At 72.0% G+C, this 20327-nt stretch carries 14 protein-coding genes; all 14 read left to right on the plus strand.

Features of this window, described 5'->3' with window-relative positions; genetic code table 11:
* Positions 1-2029 (plus strand): prolyl oligopeptidase family serine peptidase (locus ACJ73U_RS07265; RefSeq protein ID WP_407776755.1); only part of this gene is annotated, 2029 nt, incomplete at its 5' end.
* Positions 2030-2068: 39 nt separating this feature from the next.
* On the plus strand, positions 2069-3019 hold the full coding sequence (locus ACJ73U_RS07270) for an LLM class F420-dependent oxidoreductase (protein WP_407776756.1): 951 nt from the start codon (positions 2069-2071) through the stop codon (positions 3017-3019).
* Between the two features lie 79 nt (positions 3020-3098).
* Positions 3099-4433 carry a pyridoxal phosphate-dependent decarboxylase family protein gene (locus tag ACJ73U_RS07275; protein WP_407776757.1) on the plus strand — a complete coding sequence of 445 codons (1335 nt, stop codon included), beginning with the start codon at positions 3099-3101 and terminating at the stop codon, positions 4431-4433.
* Positions 4430-5698 (plus strand): lysine N(6)-hydroxylase/L-ornithine N(5)-oxygenase family protein, encoded by a 1269-nt coding sequence (locus ACJ73U_RS07280; RefSeq protein WP_407776758.1) that lies wholly within the window; start codon positions 4430-4432, stop codon positions 5696-5698. Before ACJ73U_RS07275 ends, ACJ73U_RS07280 begins: the two co-directional genes overlap by 4 nt.
* Positions 5699-5709: 11 nt before the next feature.
* Positions 5710-7449: an IucA/IucC family protein gene (locus tag ACJ73U_RS07285; protein WP_407776759.1), complete on the plus strand. Its 1740-nt coding sequence runs from the start codon at positions 5710-5712 to the stop codon at positions 7447-7449.
* A complete protein-coding gene (locus ACJ73U_RS07290) occupies positions 7446-8750 on the plus strand; it encodes a glutamine synthetase (RefSeq protein ID WP_407776760.1) in 1305 nt (434 codons plus the stop codon). Before ACJ73U_RS07285 ends, ACJ73U_RS07290 begins: the two co-directional genes overlap by 4 nt.
* A gap of 63 nt (positions 8751-8813) precedes the next feature.
* The gene (locus tag ACJ73U_RS07295; protein ID WP_407776761.1) at positions 8814-9605 is read left to right on the plus strand and encodes a TIGR03084 family metal-binding protein; all 792 of its coding nucleotides are present in this window, start codon (positions 8814-8816) and stop codon (positions 9603-9605) included.
* Positions 9602-11260, plus strand: a complete 1659-nt coding sequence (locus tag ACJ73U_RS07300; RefSeq protein ID WP_407776762.1) for an acyclic terpene utilization AtuA family protein — start codon at positions 9602-9604, stop codon at positions 11258-11260. The genes ACJ73U_RS07295 and ACJ73U_RS07300 overlap by 4 nt, the downstream gene beginning before the upstream one ends.
* Positions 11257-12405 (plus strand): acyl-CoA dehydrogenase family protein, encoded by a 1149-nt coding sequence (locus tag ACJ73U_RS07305; RefSeq protein WP_407776763.1) that lies wholly within the window; start codon positions 11257-11259, stop codon positions 12403-12405. Before ACJ73U_RS07300 ends, ACJ73U_RS07305 begins: the two co-directional genes overlap by 4 nt.
* Positions 12402-14000: an acyl-CoA carboxylase subunit beta gene (locus ACJ73U_RS07310; RefSeq protein WP_407776764.1), complete on the plus strand. Its 1599-nt coding sequence runs from the start codon at positions 12402-12404 to the stop codon at positions 13998-14000. Before ACJ73U_RS07305 ends, ACJ73U_RS07310 begins: the two co-directional genes overlap by 4 nt.
* Positions 14001-14008: 8 nt before the next feature.
* Positions 14009-15979 carry a biotin carboxylase N-terminal domain-containing protein gene (locus ACJ73U_RS07315; protein WP_407776765.1) on the plus strand — a complete coding sequence of 657 codons (1971 nt, stop codon included), beginning with the start codon at positions 14009-14011 and terminating at the stop codon, positions 15977-15979.
* Positions 15976-17136 carry an acyl-CoA dehydrogenase family protein gene (locus ACJ73U_RS07320; RefSeq protein WP_407776766.1) on the plus strand — a complete coding sequence of 387 codons (1161 nt, stop codon included), beginning with the start codon at positions 15976-15978 and terminating at the stop codon, positions 17134-17136. The genes ACJ73U_RS07315 and ACJ73U_RS07320 overlap by 4 nt, the downstream gene beginning before the upstream one ends.
* A gap of 2 nt (positions 17137-17138) precedes the next feature.
* Positions 17139-17753, plus strand: coding sequence for a TetR/AcrR family transcriptional regulator (locus ACJ73U_RS07325; RefSeq protein WP_407776767.1), 615 nt, complete (start codon positions 17139-17141; stop codon positions 17751-17753).
* 773 nt (positions 17754-18526) lie between these two features.
* Positions 18527-20327 (plus strand): helicase (locus ACJ73U_RS07330; RefSeq protein WP_407776768.1); only part of this gene is annotated, 1801 nt, incomplete at its 3' end.

Genomic DNA, 20327 nt, shown 5'->3' on the forward strand with positions numbered 1-20327 from the left:
CCTCGGCACGCCCCGCGGCTTCCGGGTCTCCCCGGACGGCCGGCGGGTGCTGTTCCTGCGTTCGGCCTCCGGCGAGGACCGCCGGCACATCCTGTGGCGGCTCGACGTCGGGACCGGTGAGGAGACCAGGCTCGCCGACCCGGCGGCGCTGCTCGGCGGGGACGAGGAGCTGTCCGCGGAGGAGCGTGCGCGCCGGGAACGCAGTCGTGAGCAGGGTGGCGGCGTGGTCGGCAACGCGGTCGACGCCGAGGTGCGGGTCGCGGCCTTCGCCCTGTCCGGCAAGGTGTTCGTGGCCGACGCGGAGACCGGCGAGGTCCGCGAGCTGCCGACCGCGACGCCGGTGATCGACCCGCGGCCGGACCCGACCGGCACGCACGTTGCGTACGTGGCGAACAACGCGCTGCGGGTCGTCGGCGTGGACGGCACCGGCGACCGGGTGCTCGCCGAGCCGGCCGGGCCGGACCACGCCGTCGGCCTCGCGGAGTTCATCGCCGCCGAGGAGATGGGCCGGGCCCGCGGCTTCTGGTGGTCACCCGACGGCACCCGGCTGCTCGTCTCCTTCGTGGACAGGAGCGCGGTCCGCCGCTGGCACATCGCCGACCCGGCCAACCCGGAGGTCCCGCCCAACGTCGTGTCCTACCCGGCGGCCGGCACCGACAACGCGACCGTCCAGCTGGCGATCCTCGGCCTCGACGGGTCCCGGGTGGACGTCGACTTCAGCGACGAGTACTTCGTGACCGCGCACTGGAGCGCGCACGGCCGCCTGCTCGTCGCGACGGCGCCGAGGGACCAGAAGCGGATGCGGGTGCTCGCGGTCGACGCGGACAGCGGCGCCACCGAGGTACTGGCCGAGGACGTCGACGACCGCTGGGTGGAGATCATCCCGGGCGTGCCCGCCTGGACCGAGGACGGCAGGCTCGTGCGGGTCGCGGTCGCCGACGGCGCGAACCGGCTCGTGGTGGACGGCAAGGAGGTCACACCGCCGTCGCTGCGGGTGCGGTCCGTCCTGGACGTCGGCGCGGACGTGCTGTTCACCGCGTCGGCCGACGACCCGACGCAGGTGCACGTCTACCGCTGGGCGGACGGCGACGTCACGCGCGTGTCCGCCGTGGACGGCGTGCACGGCGCGGCCCGGGGCGGGGACGTCACCGTGCTCGCGTCGTGGTCGCTGGAGCACGCCGGCCCCCGGGTTTCCGTGCTGCGCGGCGCGGAACAGGTCGCCACCATCGCCTCCCACGCGGTCGAACCACCCGTCGAGCCCAACCTGCACCTCATGACCGTGGGGGACCGGGGCCTGCGGGTCGCGCTGCTCTACCCCACCAGCCACGAACCGGGGACGAAGCTGCCGGTGCTGCTCGACCCGTACGGCGGGCCGCACGCGCAGCGGGTCATGGCCAGCCGCAACGCCTTCGTCGGCCCGCAATGGTTGGCGGACCAGGGCTTCGCGGTGCTCGTGGCGGACGGCCGCGGCACGCCGGGCCGCGGCTCGGCGTGGGAGCGGGAGATCGCGTTCGACTTCGCCGGCGTCACCCTGCAGGACCAGGTCGACGCGTTGTTCGCCGTGGCGGAGGCACATCCGGACCTCGACCTGTCCAGAGTGGCCATTCGCGGCTGGTCGTACGGCGGCTACCTCTCGGCGCTCGCGGTGCTGCGCCGGCCGGACGTGTTCCACGCGGCGATCGCCGGCGCGCCCGTCACCGAGTGGCGGCTCTACGACACCCACTACACCGAGCGATATCTCGGCCATCCGGATGCCGACCCGGAGGTCTACGACCGGAACTCGCTGATCAACGACGCGCCGAAGCTCGAACGGCCGCTCCTGATCATCCACGGGCTCGCCGACGACAACGTCGTGGTGGCCCACTCGGTGCGGCTGTCCTCGGCCCTGGTCGCGGCGGGCCGGCCGCACGCGCTGCTGCCACTGCCGGGTGTCACCCACATGACGCCGCAGGACGACGAGGTCGCGGAGAACTTCATGCTGATGCAGGTCCGGTGGCTGAAGGACGCGCTGGGAGTGGGCGATGAGTGAGCTCACGGTGGAAACCCGCTGTGCTGGTGAGGGAGAGTCATGAAGCGCTGGGGCATCACGCTGCCGCTGACGGGCGTGCCGCTGGCCGCGCACCGCGACCTCGTCCGCGAGCTGCCCGACCTCGGGTACACGGACGTCTGGTCGGCCGAGACCGCCGGCGCCGACGCGTTCACGCCGCTCGCCCTCGTCGCCGAGTGGGCGCCCGGCCTGCGCCTGGGCACCGCGATCGTGCCGATCTACACCCGCGGTCCCGGCCTGCTGGCCATGAGCGCGGCGACGATCGCGGAGCTGGCACCCGGCCGGTTCGTGCTCGGCATCGGCACGTCCACGCCGACCATCGTGTCGAGCTGGAACTCGCTCCCGTTCACCGAGCCGTACGCTCGGTCGCGGGACACGTTGCGGTTCCTGCGCGCGGCGTTGCGCGGGGACAAGGTGACCGAGACGTACGAGACGTTCGCCGTGTCCAAGTTCCGGCTGGAGCGCCCGCCGACCCCGACGCCACCCGTCGTGCTGGCGGCGCTGCGGCCGGGCATGCTGCGGCTCGCCAGGCGGGAGGCGGACGGCGCGATCACCAACTGGCTGGCGCCCACGGACGTGCCGAAGGTCCGCGCCGAGCTGGGCGCGCAGGCGGAGCTCATCGCCCGCATCTTCGTCTGTCCCACCGAGGACGCCGACGCGGCGCGGAACCTGGGCCGGCTGCTCATCTCGAGCTACCTGACCGTGCCGGTGTACGCGGCGTTCCACGAGTGGCTGGGCCGCGGCGAGGCGCTGCGGGGCATGCACGAGGCGTGGGCGGCGGGCGACCGTGCGGGCGCGAACGCGGCGATCCCGGACGAGGTGGTGGATGACCTGGTGGTCCACGGCCCGGTCGAGAGGTGCCGCGAGCGGATCGCGGAGTACGTGGCCCAGGGCCTGGACACCCCGGTGATCGCGCTGCTCCCAACGGGTGACGACCCGCAGGACATGGTTCGGAGACTGGCTCCGAGCTGAGGCGGGTTCGCATAGTGAACTCCCCGGCGGCACGAAGTACAGTGCTGCATAACTTAGGTATGCCTAACTAGGGAGTCCGATGCAGGTCTCGATGCTCGCCGGTGGGGTTGCCGGCGCCAAGCCGGTGCGTGAGCTGGTCGCCGTGGCGCTCGACGCCATGGCGACCGCCGCGCCGGCCGGCCCGGTGCCGCGCGGTGGCCCCGCCGCGGTCGCCGCGGCGGTGCACTCCGTCATCGGCACCGACCTGCTCCCGGAGCACGGGATCGGCGAGGCGACGGCACTCGAGGAGCTGAGCCGCCTGCTCGTCGCCGGGTCCGCCGACCCGACCCACCCGTGGTGTGCCGCGCACCTGCACGGGCCGCCGCTCGCCGTGGCGGCCGCCGCCGATCTCGTGGCCAGCGTCCTCAACCCGTCGATGGACTCCTGGGACCAGGCGCCCGCCGCGAGCGAGCTGGAGCGCGCCCTCACCGGCGCCCTGGCTCGGCTCGTCGGGCACGCGGACGCGTTGATCACCAGCGGCGGCACGGAGTCCAACCTGCTCGGGTTGCTCCTGGCGCGGGAACTGCACGGCGCCGTCCAGCCGGTCTGCGGCCGCACCGCCCACCACAGCGTCGCGCGGGCGGCCTGGCTGCTCGGCCTGCCCGCGCCACTGCTCGTCGACTGCGCCGGCGGGCGGCTGCGCGTCGACCACCTCGGCGAGGTCCTCGCCGGGCTGGACCGCCCGGCCGTCGTGGTCGCCACCGCGGGCACCACCGACACCGGCGCGATCGACCCGATCGCCGAGATCCGTGCCGCGGCGCCCGACGCGTGGCTGCACGTCGACGCCGCGTACGGCGGCGCGACCCTGTTCAGCGACCGGCTCGCGCCGCTGCTCGACGGCATCGCGCGGGCCGACTCGGTCTCCCTCGACCTGCACAAGTTCGGCTGGCAGCCCATCGCGGCCGGGGTGTTCGCCACGCGCCGCCCGCTGTCCGCGCTCGACATCCGCGCCGACTACCTCAACGCCGCCGACGACACCGAGGCCGGCCTGCCGGACCTGCTCGGCCGGTCGCTGCGCACGTCCCGCCGCCCGGACGCGTTCAAGATCGCGGTCACGCTGCGTGCCATGGGCCGCAGGGGGCTCGGCAGGCTCGTCGAGCAGTGCTGCGACGTGGCCGGCGAGATCGCGGACCTCGTCGACGCGCACCCGGGCCTGGAGCTGTGGGCGCGACCGGCACTGTCCACCGTGGTCTTCCGTCCGGTGGGGGCCGGCGCCGCCGACGTGGCCGGCATCCGCCGCCGGCTGCTCGACGACGGGACCGCCGTGCTGGGCCGCGCCACGATCGACGGGCAGGTGTGGCTGAAGCTGACGCTGTTGCGGCCGGCCGCGACCGCGGCCGAGTACGCCGGCCTGCTCGACCTGGTGGTGCAGTGATCAACGACGCGCCATACGACCTCGTCGGGGTCGGCATCGGGCCGGCGAACCTGTCCCTCGCCGCCCTGGCCGACCCGATCGACGGCCTGCACACCGCGTTCTTCGAGCGCGAGAGCGCCTTCCGCTGGCATCCCGGTCTCATGATCGAGGGCGCGTTCCTGCAGGTGCCGTTCCTCGCCGACCTGGTGTCCCTCGTGGACCCGACGAACCACCTGTCGTTCCTGGCCTACCTGCGGGCGCGGGAGCGGCTGTACCCGTTCTACTTCGCGGAGAAGTTCCACATCCCGCGCGCGGAGTACGCCGACTACTGCGCCTGGGTGAGCCGCCGGCTGCCCAGCCTGCGGTTCGACCAGCCGGTCGAGGCCATCCGCTGGTCGGATGCGGACGAGCTGTTCGAGTTGGACGTCGCGGGGACCGGTCCGGTGCTGGCCCGCAACGTCGTGCTCGGCGTGGGCACCGAGCCGAAGGTGCCCGCGCCGCTGCGCGACTTCGCCGTGCACTCCGCGGACTACCTGCCGCAGCGGGACCGGTTGCTCGCCACCGGGGACGTGACCGTGGTGGGCTCCGGACAGTCCGGCGCGGAGGTGTTCCTGGACCTGTTGCGCGGCAGGACCTCCGGGCAGGGCACGCTGCGCTGGCTCACCCGCACGCCCGCGTTCGCGCCCATGGAGTACTCGAAGCTCGGGCTCGAGCAGTTCACGCCCGACTACACGCGGTTCTTCCACGGCCTGGAGGAACCGGTGCGCGACCGGCTCGTGCCCGCGCAGTGGCAGCTGTACAAGGCGATCAGCGCCGAGACGATCGCCGAGATCTACGACGAGCTGTACCGGCGCACGGTCGGTGGCGGCTGGCCGGACGTGGTGCTCGCGCCGGCCGTCGAGGTCACCGGCGCCGCACAGGTGAACGGCCGGTTGGAGCTGGCGCTGCGGCACGTGCAGCAGGGCGGCGACGCGACGGTCACCACCGACGCGGTGGTGTGCGCGACCGGTTACCAGGAACGGGATCTGGGCGATCTGCTCGGTCCACTGGGGACGGAGCTGGACCGGGACGCGGCCGGTCGGCTGGTCGTCGACGCGGACTACCGGGTCGGCACGTCGACACGTGGCTCCCTGTACGTGCAGAACGCCGAGCGGCACACCCACGGCGTCGGTGCGCCGGACCTCGGGCTGATCGCCTGGCGTGCCGCGACGATCCTGAACTCGGTGTGCGGCAAGAAGGTCTACCCGCTGCCCGAGCGAACCGCCTTCACCACCTTCGGACTGTAGAGGGGACGGCTATGGCAACGGCATGGCGGCAGGCCGGTGCGCTCATCACCCACAAGATGCTCGGGGAGCTGAGCTACGAGGGGATCCTGCTGCCCACCGTGGACGGTGACGGATACCTGCTTTCGCTGCCCGGCGGTGTGTCCTACCGGTTCCGGGCGCGGCGCGGCGCGTTCGAGTCGTGGCACGTCGAACCGGGCAGTGCCACCCGCGACGGCGAACCGGCGTGGGACCCGAGGGTGCTCGTGGTCGACGCGCGGGAAAGCCTCGGCCTCACCGGGTTGCGGCTCGCGGACGTGTTGGGTGAGCTGACGGCGACGGTCGCCAACGAGGCGGCCCGGCTCGCACACGCCCCGACGGCGGCCGAGCTGATCGCCATGGACTACGACCACGCGGACGGGTACCTGACGGGGCATCCCCGGCTGGTGCTGAACAAGGGCCGCGTCGGCTTCTCGGCGAGCGACCGCGAACGCTACGCGCCCGAGGCCGGTCGGGAGTTCCCCGTGCGCTGGTTCGCCGTGCACCGCGACCTCGCGTCGTTCCGCTGCGTGGCGGAGCTGTCGGAGGAGCAGTTGCTGGTTGAGGAACTGGGCGAGCAACTCGCTGCCTTCCGGCGCCGACTGTCCACTCCGGACGACTACGTGCTGGTGCCCGTGCACCCGTGGCAGGCCGACGAGATCCTGGGCACGCTGTACGCCGGCGAGATCGCCGAGGGCGTCGTCGTGCCGCTCGGCGAGAGCCGTGACCACTACGTCCCGCACCAGACCGTGCGCACGCTCGCCAACGCCAGCCACCCGACCCGCCGCGACGTGAAGACCGCCGTGTCGGTGCGCAACACGCTCGTCTACCGCGGCCTCGCGGCGGCGGCGACCCTCGCCGCGCCGGCGGTCACCACCTGGCTGCGGTCGGTCAGCGCCGCGGATCCGTTGCTGGACAAGGAGTACCGGTTCGAGCTGCTCGGCGAGATCGCGAGCGTCTCGGTGCGGCACCCGCTGTTCGGCCGGCTGGAGGAACTGCCGTACCGGTTCCACGAGACGCTCGGCGCGCTGTGGCGGGAACCGCTGCGAACCCGGATCGGGCCGGGGGAGCGGGCGCTGTCGTTCGCCGCGCTGCCCTACCGCGGCCCCGACGGCGAGGCGGTGATCACCCGGCTGATCCGTGAGTCCGGAGTGGACACCGAGGAGTGGCTGACCACCTGGCTGGACCTGTTCCTGACGCCGTTGCTGCACTGGCTGCTGCGGTACGGCGTCGGGTTCTGCCCGCACGGCCAGAACCTGATCCTCGTCACCGACGAGCGCGGCCTACCGCTGCGGGCGGCCGTCAAGGACTTCGCGCAGGGCGTCGACCTGATGGACGCCGACTTCCCCGAGTACGCGACGCTCGCGCCGGAGGCGAACGCCGACATGCTGCGGTGGGCGCCGCACCTGCTCGCGCAGTCGCTGTTCAGCTCGGTGTTCGCCGGCCAGCTCCGGTTCCTGGCGGAGATCCTGCTCGACGACCTCGGCTACCCGCGGTCGGCGCTGTGGCACCAGGTGCGCGCGATCGTCCGCCGCTACCGTGACGAGCACCCGGAGTCCGTCGAGCGGTTCGACGCGTGCCAGCTCTTCGCCGCCGACGTCGAACGCGTCACGCTCAACCGGGAACACCTGGCGGGCAAGGGTTTCGACAAGGTGGAGCGCGACGACGAGTTCGACGTCCGCTTCGGCCGCGCCAAGAACCCCCTCGCCGCGCCGGACCCGGAGGGCGCCTGGTGACCGTCTTCACCAGGCCACGCGGGCCGCGCACGCTCGCGGACCGTGCGGCGGCGGCCGCGCGGCTGAGCGATGAGCTGCGGACGCGGATCGAGGGCGGCGCCAGCCGGGACGTGACACTGCTGGTGCCCGACCCGCACGCCCGGTTCGCCGCGGTGACCGTCGAGGCGGGGTTCTTCCTCGACACCGTGCTCGCGCAGGGCTACGGCCTGTGCACCTACGCCTTCGCCTGGAACCCGGAACGGGAGGCCGTCGAGGCACCCGTCTTCGCGCCCTACACGAAGACCTACGGCGACGTGCGGTTGCGACCGGACCTCGCGACGCTCACGCCGGACACCGCCGGCACGTGGTTCGTGGTGTGCGACGCGGAGTGGCCGGACGGCCGCGCCGTCGACATCGCGCCGCGAACCGTGCTCCGCCGGCAGCTGGCGGCGGCCGAGCGGGTGGGCCTGGTGCCGTCAGTCGGCCTGGAGCACGAGGTGACGTTCACCCGGCCGGACGGCTCGTCACCGACGCCGACCGGCCTCGACTACGCCGCTGGCGGCGTGGATCCGCTGCGCCCGCTGCTCGACGGGATCCGGGGCGCCGTGGACGGTCTCGGCGTCGAGTCGGTGCGCGGCGAGTGCCACCCCGGGCAGTGCGAGATCGTGCTCGGCCACCGCGACGCGCTCGCCGCCTGCGACGACGCGATGCTGCAACAGCTGCTGGTGCGGCGCGTGGCCACCACGCACGGCATGCGGGCCAGCTACCTGGCCGCGGAACGGCCGGGCGAGGGCAGTTCGTGCCACGTGCACATCTCCCTGTCCGGCGCGGACGGTCCGCGCTTTCCCGCGCTGCTGGAGCACTTCGTGGCCGGCGTGCTGCGCGCGGCACCGGAGCTGACCCCGTTCTGGGCGCCCACGTGGAACTCCTACGTCCGGCTGCGCACCGCCCCGTTCTCGCCCCGCCTGCTGCGGTGGGGGGTGGACGACCGGACGGCGGCGGTCCGGGTCGCGGGCCGCGGTGGCTCGACCCGCGCGGAGGTCCGGTTCGCCGGCGCGGACGCGCAGCCGCACCTGGTCGCGGCCGCGATCCTGGCGGCCGGGCTGTGGGGGATCGAGGAGGAACTGGCTCCGCCCGAGCCGGCGGAGCTGCCCTCGACGCCGTGGGAGGCCCGGCAGGCGCTGGCCGGGTCGGCGTTGGCCAGGGATCTGCTTAGCGAGGCGGTCGTCGATGCCCAGCTGGCACACCTCGACGAGGAGATCGCGGCCGGTCTCGACGCGGTCACCGACTGGCAGCGCCACCGCGGCAACCTGCGGAGTTAGGGTCGGGAGAGGTCAGAAACAAGCATGCTTGCTTGATTGCGTCTCGCATGCCAGGGTGGGCACGTGGTGGAGCTGAACGCTCTCGTGGCCGACCTGCGTGCGGAGGGTGACGAGATCGACGTGTTGGTCCGGGATCTTCCCCCGGACGGGTGGACGCGTCCGACACCGGCGGCGGGTTGGACCGTCGCACACCAGATCGCGCACCTCGCGTGGACGGACGAGCGCGCGTTGCTCGCCGCGAGCGCGCCCGACGAGTTCAGGGCCGAGTTCGCCCGGTTCGCGGGCCGCGCCGGCCTGGACGCCGTGGTCGACGAGGAGGCGACGCGCGAGTCCACCCGACCCGACCTGCTGGAGTGGTGGCGCGTGGGCCGCGAGAAGCTGGCAGCCGCCCTGCTCGACCTCCCGCCCGGCACGAAGCTGCCCTGGTACGGCCCGCCGATGTCCCCGGCGTCGATGACCACGGCACGGCTCATGGAGACCTGGGCACACGGCCAGGACGTGGCGGACGCCCTCGGCGTCCGGCGGGCGCCGACGCCCCGGCTGCGACACGTGGCCCACCTCGGCGTGCGGACACGCGACTTCGCGTTCGTCACCAGAGGACTGGCCGCGCCGGGCGAGGAGTTCCGGGTGGAGCTGCAGGGCACCGACGGCGAGCTGTGGACCTGGGGTCCGGCGGACGCGACGCAGCGGGTGACCGGTCCCGCGACGGAGTTCTGCCTGCTGGTGACCCAGCGGGTGCACCGGGCGGACACCGCGCTCGTGGCGGTGGGCGCCGACGCCGACACGTGGCTGGACATCGCGCAGGCCTTCGCCGGGCCGCCCGGCACGGGCAGAGAGGTGGGCAGCAGGGGATGAGCGTGCGCATCGGGAACTCGTCCGGTTTCTACGGGGACCGGCTGTCGGCCATGCGGGAGATGCTGACCGGCGGGCCACTCGACTACCTCACCGGCGACTACCTCGCCGAGCTGACCATGCTCATCCTCGGCCGCGACCGGATGAAGGATCCCGACCGCGGCTACGCCCGCACGTTCCTCCGCCAGCTCGAGGACACGCTCGACCTCGCGCTGGAGAACGGCGTCAAGATCGTCACCAACGCGGGCGGCCTCAACCCGGCCGGGCTCGCCGCGGCCATCCGCGAGCTGAACCCACACGTCAGGGTCGCGCACGTCGAGGGGGACGACCTGCTCCAGCAGGGGTTCGACGGCGCGCTCACCGCCAACGCCTACCTCGGCTGCTGGGGCATCGTCGAATGCCTGCGTGCCGGCGCGGACATCGTGGTCACCGGGCGGGTCACCGACGCCTCCCTCGTCGTGGCGCCCGCGGCGGCGCACTTCGGCTGGGCACCCACCGACTTCGACGCGCTCGCCGGGGCCACCGTCGCCGGGCACGTCATCGAGTGCGGCACCCAGGCCACCGGCGGCAACTTCGCCTTCTTCACCGAGATCGCCGACCTCGCCCACCCCGGCTTCCCCATCGCGGAGATCGACGCGGACGGCTCGGCCGTGATCACCAAGCACGACGGCACCGGCGGCGCGGTCACCGTCGACACCGTCAAGGCGCAGCTCCTCTACGAGATCGGCGGCCCCCGCTACCTCGGCCCCGACGTCACCAGCCGGTTCGACACCATCACGCTCACCCAGCAGGACAAGGACCGGGTCACGATCAGCGGCGTCAGGGGTGAGCCCCCGCCGAACACCCTCAAGGTCTGCGTCAACACCCTCGACGGGTTCCGCAACAGCATGACGTTCGTCCTCTGCGGACTGGACATCGACGCCAAGGCGGCGCTGGCACGCCAGCAGCTGGAGGCCGCGGTCGGCGCGGAGGGTCTGGAATGGACACTCGCGCGCACCGACCACCCGGACGCCGACTCGGAGGAGACGGCGAGCGCGCTCCTCCACGCCGCGATCCACACCCCGGATCCCAAGCGGGCCAAGGCGTTCTCGCGGGCGTCCGTCGAGCTGGCGCTGGCCTCCTACCCGGGTTTCACGCTCACGTCACCACCGGGCGACGGCACCCCGGTCGGCGTCTTCACGCCCAGGTACGTGCCGCAGGAGGCCGTCCATCACGTCGCGGTCCTGCCGGACGGGACCAGGAGGACCATCGAGTCGCCGGCCGTGACCGCCGGCGCGCCCGAGCCGTCCGCCTCGGCGGAGGAGGTCGCGCCGACGACCAGCACGTGGACCCGGCGCGTCCCGCTCGGCACCATCGCCGGCGCCCGCTCCGGTGACAAGGGCGGCGACGCCAACCTCGGCGTGTGGGTCCGCGAACCGGCCGCCTACCCGTGGCTCGCGGCCGAGCTGACCGTCGATCGCCTCCGCGAGCTGCTGCCGGAGGCCGAGGACCTCGACATCGAGCGGCACCCGCTGCCCAACCTCTCCGCGATCAACTTCGTGCTCCACGGGCTCCTCGGCAAGGGGGTCGCCGCGTCCAGCCGGTTCGACCCGCAGGCCAAGTCGCTCGGTGAGTGGCTGCGGTCGAGGGTTGTCGACATCCCGGAGAGGTTGTTGTGAGCGACGTGTTCAGCACACCCGAGCGTCAGGCACTCCGCGAGACGACACGACGTTTTGTCGAGAAAGAGGTAAACCCCCATCTCGACGAGTGGGAGCGCGTGGGTGAGCTGCCGCGTGGCCTGCACCGCAAGGCCGGGGCGCTCGGTCTGCTCGGCGTCGCCTTCCCGGAAAGTGCCGGCGGCGGTGGCGGCGACCTCATCGACAGCGTCACCGTCACCGAGGAGATCCACTACGCGGGTGGTTCCGGCGGGCTCGTCGCCTCGCTGTTCACGTCCGGCATCGCGCTGCCGCACATCGTGACCGCCGGCGACCCGGCGCAGATCGACCGCTGGGTGCGGCCGACACTCGCCGGCGAGCTGATCGGCGCACTCGCGGTCACCGAGCCGGACGGCGGCTCGGACGTCGCCAACATCCGCACCACGGCGAGGCGGGACGGCGACCACTACGTCGTCAACGGCGCCAAGACCTTCATCACCTCCGGCTGCCGGGCCGACTTCGTCACCACGGTGGTGCGCACCGGCGACGCGGGCGCACACGGACTGTCGCTGCTCGTCGTGGCGAAGGGCACACCCGGCTTCACGGTCACCCGCAAGCTCGACAAGATGGGCTGGCACTGCTCGGACACGGCCGAACTGTCCTATGTGGATGTCCGAGTTCCGGTGAGCGATCTGGTCGGTGCGGAGGGCACCGGGTTCGCGCAGGTGGCGACGCACTTCGTCACCGAGCGGCTCGCGCTGGCCGTCCAGGGTTACGCCACCGCCCAGCGCGCGCTCGACCTCACGATCGAGTGGTGCCGGCTGCGGGAGACGTTCGGCCGCCCGCTCATCTCCCGCCAGGTCGTGCAGCACAAGCTGGTCGAGATGGCCCGGCGCGTCGACGTCGCCCGCACCTACGCGCGGCACGTCGCGGTCCGGCACGTGGCCGGTGAGCCGGTGGTCGCGGAGGCGTGCTTCGCCAAGAACACCGCCGTCGAGACCGCGGAGTGTGTGGTCAGCGAGGCGGTCCAGCTGCACGGCGGACTGGGGTACATGAGGGAGTCCGAGGTGGAGCGCCACTACCGGGACGTCCGGATCCTCGGCATCGGCGGCGGCACCAACGAGATCCTCACCGGCCTGGCGGCAAGAGTACTGGGATACCACGCATGAACGCTCTGAGGTCTACTGTGGACCCGAAGTCCGCGGAGTTCGCGGCCAACCGCGACGCGATGCTCGCGAAGCTCGCCGAGATCGAGGCCGAGCACGCGAAGGCGATCGCGGGCGGCGGTGAGAAGTACGTCGAGCGGCATCGCAGGCGCGGCAAGCTCCTGGTGCGGGAACGGATCGAGCTGTTACTGGACCCCGACTCGCCGTTCCTGGAGCTGTCGCCGCTCGCCGCGTGGGGCAGCGACTACACCGTCGGCGCCAGCGTGGTCACCGGCATCGGCGTCGTCGAGGGCGTCGAATGCCTGATCAGCGGCAGCGACCCGACGGTGAAGGGCGGTTCCAGTAACCCCTGGAGCACCAAGAAGAGCTTCCGGGCCGCGGACATCGCCGCCCAGAACCGGCTGCCGGTGATCAACCTCGTCGAGTCCGGCGGCGCGGACCTGCCCACGCAGAAGGAGATCTTCATCCCGGGTGGCCGGATCTTCCGCGACCTCACCAGGGCGTCGGCGGCCGGCTGCCCGACGGTCGCGCTGGTGTTCGGCAACTCCACGGCGGGCGGTGCGTACCTGCCGGGCATGTCCGACTACGTCGTGATGGTCGCCGAACGCGCGAAGGTGTTCCTCGGCGGTCCGCCGCTGGTGAAGATGGCGACGGGCGAGGAGTCCGACGACGAGTCCCTCGGCGGCGCGGAGATGCACGCCCGCACCTCGGGGCTCGCCGACTACCTCGCCGCCGACGAGGAGGACGCCATCCGCATCGGCCGGCGGATCATCGCCCGGCTCAACTGGCGCAAGCAGGGTCCGGCGCCCGCGACCGACTACAGCGAGCCGGTGTACGACCCCGAGGACCTGCTCGGCATCGTGCCGGCCGACCTCAAGGTGCCGTTCGACCCGCGGGACGTGATCGCCCGCGTGGTGGACGGCTCGGACTTCGACGAGTTCAAACCGCTGTACGGAACCAGCCTCGTGACCGGCTGGGCGCGGGTGCACGGCTACCCGGTCGGCATCCTCGCCAACGCGCGGGGCGTGCTGTTCAGCGAGGAGTCGCAGAAGGCCGCGCAGTTCATCCAGCTGGCCAACCAGATCGACACACCGCTGATCTTCCTGCACAACACCACCGGCTACATGGTCGGCAAGGAGTACGAGCAGGGCGGCATCATCAAGCACGGCGCCATGATGATCAACGCGGTGTCGAACTCGAAGGTGCCGCACCTCTCCATCCTCATGGGCGCCTCCTACGGCGCCGGGCACTACGGGATGTGCGGCCGCGCCTACGACCCCCGCTTTCTGTTCGCCTGGCCGAGCGCCAAGTCCGCGGTGATGGGGCCGCAGCAGCTGGCGGGCGTGCTGTCGATCGTGGCGAGGCAGGCCGCGGCGAGCCGGGGCCAGGACTACGGCGAGGAGCACGACGCCGCGATGCGGGCCATGGTGGAGAACCAGATCGAGGCGGAGTCGCTGCCGATGTTCCTGTCCGGCATGCTGTACGACGACGGCATCATCGACCCGCGAGACACCAGGACGGTGCTCGGCATGTGCCTTTCGACCATCCACAACGGCCCCGTCCGCGGCGCCGACGGCTTCGGCGTCTTCCGGATGTGACCCCGTCGATGATCACCACACTTCTCGTCGCCAACCGGGGTGAGATCGCGCGCCGCGTGTTCCGCACCTGCCGCACGCTCGGCATCGCGACCGTCGCCGTGTACTCCGACGCCGACGCGGACTCCTCCCACGTTCGTGAGGCGGACGCGGCGGTGCGGCTGCCTGGTGTCACGCCGGCCGACACGTACCTGCGGGCGGACCTCATCGTCGAGGCCGCCCGCCTGTCCGGGGCCGACGCCGTCCACCCCGGCTACGGCTTCCTGTCGGAGAACGCGGCGTTCGCCCGTGCGGTCACGGCGGCGGGCCTGACGTGGGTGGGCCCACCGCCGGACGCCGTCGAGCAGATGGGCTCCAAGATCGAGTCCAAGCGGCTGATGGCCGAGGCGGGCGTGCCCGTCCTGTCGGCACTGGACCCCGAGTCCCTGTCGGAGACCGACCTCCCGGTGCTGGTGAAGGCGTCGGCCGGCGGGGGTGGGCGCGGGATGCGCGTGGTGCGTGCCCTTGCCGAGCTGAGCGGCCAGCTCGAGGGCGCCCGCGCGGAGGCCGCGTCGGCGTTCGGCGACGACACCGTGTTCGTCGAGCCGTACCTCGCCACGGGCCGGCACATCGAGGTCCAGGTCATGGCCGACCGGCACGGCACCGTGTGGGCGGTCGGCGAGCGGGAGTGCTCGATCCAGCGCCGGCACCAGAAGATCGTGGAGGAGTCTCCGTCCCCGCTGGTCGAACGGCTCCCCGAGATGCGCGCGGAACTGTTCGCCGCGGTCCGTAACGCGGCCAAGGCCATCGGCTACGTCGGCGCCGGCACGGTCGAGTTCCTGGCCGACGACACGGGCCGCTTCTACTTCCTGGAGATGAACACCAGGCTGCAGGTGGAGCACCCGGTCACCGAGTGCGTGACCGGCCTCGACCTCGTCGGCCTGCAGCTGGGCGTCGCGGAAGGGCGGCCGCTGCCCGCGGGTCCGCCGCCGTCGCAGGGGCACGCGATCGAGGTCCGCCTGTACGCCGAGGACCCGGCGCTCGGCTGGCGTCCGCAGAGCGGCACCCTGCACCGGTTCGCGGTGCCGAACGTCGCCACGACGTTCGCGGTGCCGCTCGGTGCCGGCATCCGGCTCGACTCCGGTGTGGACAGCGGCTCGGTGGTCAGCCCGCACTACGACCCGATGCTGGCCAAGGTGATCTCCGTGGCGCCGACCAGGGACGTGGCCGCACGGGCACTGGCGGCCACGCTGCGCCGCGCGACGATCCACGGCGTCACCACCAACCGCGACCTGCTGGTCAACATCCTGTCCCACCCGGCGTTCCTGGCCGGCGACACGGACACGGCGTTCTTCGACCGCCACGGCCTGCCGGAGCTGTCGACCCCACTGGCCACCGAGGACACCGTGCGGTGCGCGGCGCTGGCGGCGGCCCTCGCATCGGCGGCTCGCCACCGTGCGGAGGCACGGGTTCTCGGTCGCCTGCCGAGCGGCTGGCGCAACGTCGCCGCGGCACCGCAGGTCAAGAGGTTCCGCGCGGGCGAGGTCGAGCACGAGGTGCGCTACCGGTTCACCCGCGACGGGCTGACGGTCGAGGGCTCGCCGGACGTCCGGCTCATCGCCGCCACCCCCACCGAGGTCGTGCTCGAGACCGGCGGCCTGGTGCGGGCGTTCACGGTGGACAGCCAGGGGCCGGACTGGTTCGTGGACTCGCCGGCCGGCGCGGTGACCCTGGTCGAGCTGCCCCGCTTCGCCGACCCGGCGAGCCAGGTGGCGGCGGGGTCGCTGCTCGCACCCATGCCGGGCACGGTCGTGCGGGTCGCGGTGGCGCGGGGGGAGCGGGTCGCCGGGGGACAGCCGCTGCTGTGGCTGGAAGCCATGAAGATGCAGCACCAGATCAACGCCCCGACCGCCGGTGTGGTCACCGAACTGGGTGTGGGACCTGGCGATCAGGTCGAGGTAGGGCGTGTACTGGCCGTGGTCAGCGCTGAGGAGGAGTCATGACCGGGTTCACGGAGTCACCGGAGCGGCAACAACTGCGGTCGGCGGTCGCCGACCTGGGCAGGCGCTATGGCGGCGAGTGGTTCCTCCGCAAGGCGCGCGGCGGTGAGAAGACGGCCGAGCTGTGGGACGAGGCCGGGAAACTCGGCTACCTGGGCGTGAACGTCCCGGAGGAGTACGGCGGCGGTGGTGGCAACATCGGCGACCTGGCCGCGGTGGCCGAGGAACTGGCCGCGGCGGGCTGCGGCCTGCTGCTGATGGTGGTCTCCCCGGCCATCTGCGCGACGATCATCACCCGTTTCGGTACCGAGGAACAGAAGCAGCGCTGGCTGCCCCGCTTCGCCGACGGTTCGCTGCGCATGGCGTTCGCGATCACCGAACCGGACGCGGGCTCGAACTCCCACGAGATCACGACGTCCGGCCGCCGCGAGGGCGACGAGTGGGTCCTCAACGGCCGGAAGGTGTTCATCTCGGGCGTGGACGAGGCCGCCGCGGTCATGGTGGTCGGCCGCACCGAGGACGCGAAGACGGGCAAGCTGCGCCCGGCGCTGTTCATCGTCCCGACGGACACCCCCGGCTTCGAGTACCAGCCGATCGAGATGGACATCGTCTCCCCGGACAAGCAGTTCATGCTGTTCCTGGACGACGTGCGGCTGCCGGCCGACGCGCTGGTGGGCTCCCAGGACGCGGCGCTGCTGCAACTGTTCGCGGGCCTGAACCCGGAACGCATCATGGCCGCGTCGTTCGCGATCGGCATGGGCCGCTACGCACTGGCGAAGGGCGTCGAGTACGCGAAGACCCGCACGGTGTGGAACGCCCCGATCGGCGCACACCAGGGCGTGGCGCACCCCCTGGCCGAGGCCAAGATCCACCTGGAGCTGGCGAAGGTCATGACCCAGAAGGCCGCGGCCCTGTACGACGCGGGCGAGGACGTCGCGGCGGGCGAAGCCGCCAACATGGCCAAGTACGCGGCAGCGGAGGCCTCCGTCAAGGCGGTCGACACCGCAGTGCAGGTACACGGTGGGAACGGCCTCACCGCCGAGTACGGCCTGGGCGCCCTCGTGTCGGCCGCCCGGGTGAACCGAATCGCCCCGGTGAGCCGCGAGATGATCCTCAACTACGTGGCGCAGAACACACTGGGCCTGCCCAAGTCCTACTGACCATGACCGAGGTCTCACGAGAGCCGCAACAGGACCGCAGCCGAGCGACCAGGCAGCGCCTCCTGGAGGCGGCCATCGAGTGCATGGCCGAGCGCGGCTGGTCGGCCAGCACGGTGGCAGTGGTGGCCGAACGCGCGGGCGTGTCCCGAGGAGCGGCCCAACACCACTTCCCGACCAGGGAAGACCTGATCACGTCCGCGGTCGAGTACGTCTCCGCCCAACGCCTGGCCTACCTCCGCTCCCAGGCCGTGGACCTCCCCCCAGGCCCCGAACGCATCCGAGCGGTCCTGGCCCTGGTCGAACGCATGTACACCAGCCCCCTCTTCCGAGCCGCGATCAACGTCTGGGTAGCCGCCTCCTCCGACGACCGCCTACGGGACCGCGTGGTGGGCCTAGAAGCCCAGGTGGGCCGCGAGTCCCACCAGACAGTCCTGGAACTACTGGGCGTGGACGAGTCGGTCCCGGGCGTCCGCGAGGCAGTCCAGGCCACCCTCGACCTGGGCCGAGGCCTGGGCCTCGCCCACCTACTCACCGACGACACCCGCCGCCGACGCCGCGTACTGGACCAGTGGGCAACGATGCTGGCAGCCACCCTGCTCAACAGGAAAGAGGCTTAGGAAAGGGCTTTCCCGTTCGGCAGGAAAGAGGGTAGGGAAGAGGGCTTAGGGAAGCTCGAGCCGAAGAGGCCGCGACCGAGACCCGAACGCCCACAGAAGCGCGGGCGGAGAGACTCGGGCGGATAAGCCCCGAAACGATGGGGGCGGGACGGGTGGGTGCCGGGACGAGGGGGGCTGGGACGGGGATGAGGGGCTGGGACCGTGGCTGGGCAGAGGGCCGGGACGGAGCGTCCGGGACGAGGGGCCGGACGAAGCGACTGGAACGAGGAGGCTCGGAGCGAGGAGGCAGACGGGCTTCGACTGCCCTTGCCAGCGGCACCAGCTGGCTGGCTGTGGCAGCCCCCGGACCAGCTGAACCGCCTTTCGCCAGCGCCACCCAGTTGATTGGCTGTGGCACGCCCTCGGGTCAGCTGAACTGCCCTTCGTCAGCGGCACCAGTTGGCTGGCTGTGGCAACCCCCGGACCAACTGAACTGCCCTTCGTCAGCGGCACCAGTTGGCTGGCTGTGGCAACCCCCGGACCAACTGAACCGCCCCTCGCCAGCGCCACCAGCTGACTGGCCGTGGCAAACCCCCGAACCAGCCCAACCGCCCCTCGCCAACGACACCCCGTGACCAACCCGGCCCCCACCCCGGACCCCCCACCCACCCCACCCCAGATTTGGCAATCACCCAAGATTCAGGTAATAATTGATAACTGCCAATTCTCTCACGCACGACTAAGACAGTGCGGGGAGGGTGGAATGTGGTTATTGTAGCAGGGTAGGGGTGGAATTGTCAAAGGGTGATTACGACGCGGTTTTGCAGGCGGAGCGGGAGCGCATTGCGTTTCTCTACGCTCGTCTCGACGCGGAGCGGTCCGCTGCCACAGGCAAGCTCGACGGCGTCCTCCTGGACAGCACGGCGGAGACCACCGAGGCCCTGTGGGAGCGCGACGTGGCCGCGACCACGTTGTCCCAGCGCATCGGCCTGTTGAGGGTCGCCGACAACGGGCTCTGTTTCGGCCGGCTCGACCACGCCGACGGGACGACCAGCTACATCGGGCGCATCGGGCTGTTCGACGAGGAAAACGACTACGAGCCCCTGCTCGTCGACTGGCGTGCTCCGGTGGCCAGGCCATTTTACGTGGCCACCGCCGCGAATCCGGAGGGGGTTGCCCTTCGTCGCCATTTCCGCACTCGTGGGCGTCGCGTCCTTTCATTTCACGACGACGTTCTCGAACACGGTGTGGCGGACGGTGACGAGGTGCTGCTGGCCGCGCTCAACGCCCCGCGGTCGGACACCATGGGTGACATCGTCGCCACGATCCAGGGTGAGCAGGACGAGATCATCCGCCTCGGGCGCACGGGGGTGGTCGTCATCGACGGCGGGCCGGGGACCGGTAAGACCGTCGTCGCGTTGCACCGGGTCGCCTACCTGCTCTACACGCACCGCGAGCGTATGTCCCGCCGCGGGGTGCTGATCATCGGGCCGAACACCGGGTTCCTCCGCTACATCGGCGGCGTGCTGCCCTCCCTCGGCGAGACCGACGTGGTGTTCGCCACGCCCGGGGAGTTGCTGCCGGACGTCAAGACGCGGGTTCCCGACGTGAACCGGGCGGTCAAGGGTGGCCTCGCCATGGTCGACCTCATACGGGCCGCCGTCGCGAACCGCCAGGAGGTGCCGGCGGCGCCGCTGGAGATCGAGCTGGACGACGTCACCGTGGAGATCGACGACTTCACGGCGGGCAAGGCGCGGGAGCGGGCGCGGACGTCGGGCCGGCTGCACAACCGGGCGCAGGAGATCTTCCGCGACGCGTTGATCCTCGAACTGGCCGAGCAGGCGGTCGACCGGATCGGGGAGGGCTGGCTGGACGCGCGCGACATCCCGGACCTGGCGGGCGACCTGGCCGCCGACGTGCGACGCGAGCTGATCTCCAGCGAGGCGCTGGACGCGGCGGTGGAACTCCTGTGGCCACGGCTGTCGCCCCAGCGGTTGCTCGCCGAGCTGTACACCTCGAGGGAACGGCTCGCGGCGATCGGCGCGCCCGCCTCGTTCTACCGCGAGCGCGGCGACGCGTGGACCGTGTCGGACGTGCCGCTGCTGGACGAGGCGGCCGAGCTGCTCGGTGCGTACGAGTCGGACGAGGAGGCGGAGCAGACGCGGCGCGAGCAGGAGGCGTACGCGCGCGGCGTGCTCGACATCCTCGACACGGACGAGGACCCGGACGAGGAGCTGCTGCGTGCGGTGGACATCATCGACCCGACGCAGCTCGCCGAGCGGCAGGAGGAGCGGGACCACCGGTCGCTGGCCGAGCGCGCCGCGGCGGACCGGGAGTGGACCTACGGCCACGTGGTCGTCGACGAGGCGCAGGAACTGTCCGAGATGGACTGGCGGTCACTGATGCGCCGGTGCCCCAGTCGTTCCATGACGATCGTCGGCGATCTGGCGCAGCGTGAGTCCCCGGCGGGCGCCCGCTCGTGGGCGGCGATGCTGGACGAGTACGTGCCGAACCGGTGGACCTACCGCCAGCTCACGATCAACTACCGCATGCCGGCGGAGATCATGGACGTGGCGACCTCCCTGCTGTCCACGA

The sequence above is a fragment of the Actinophytocola sp. genome, assembly GCF_045807065.1.
Taxonomy (GTDB): Bacteria; Actinomycetota; Actinomycetes; order Mycobacteriales; family Pseudonocardiaceae; genus Actinophytocola.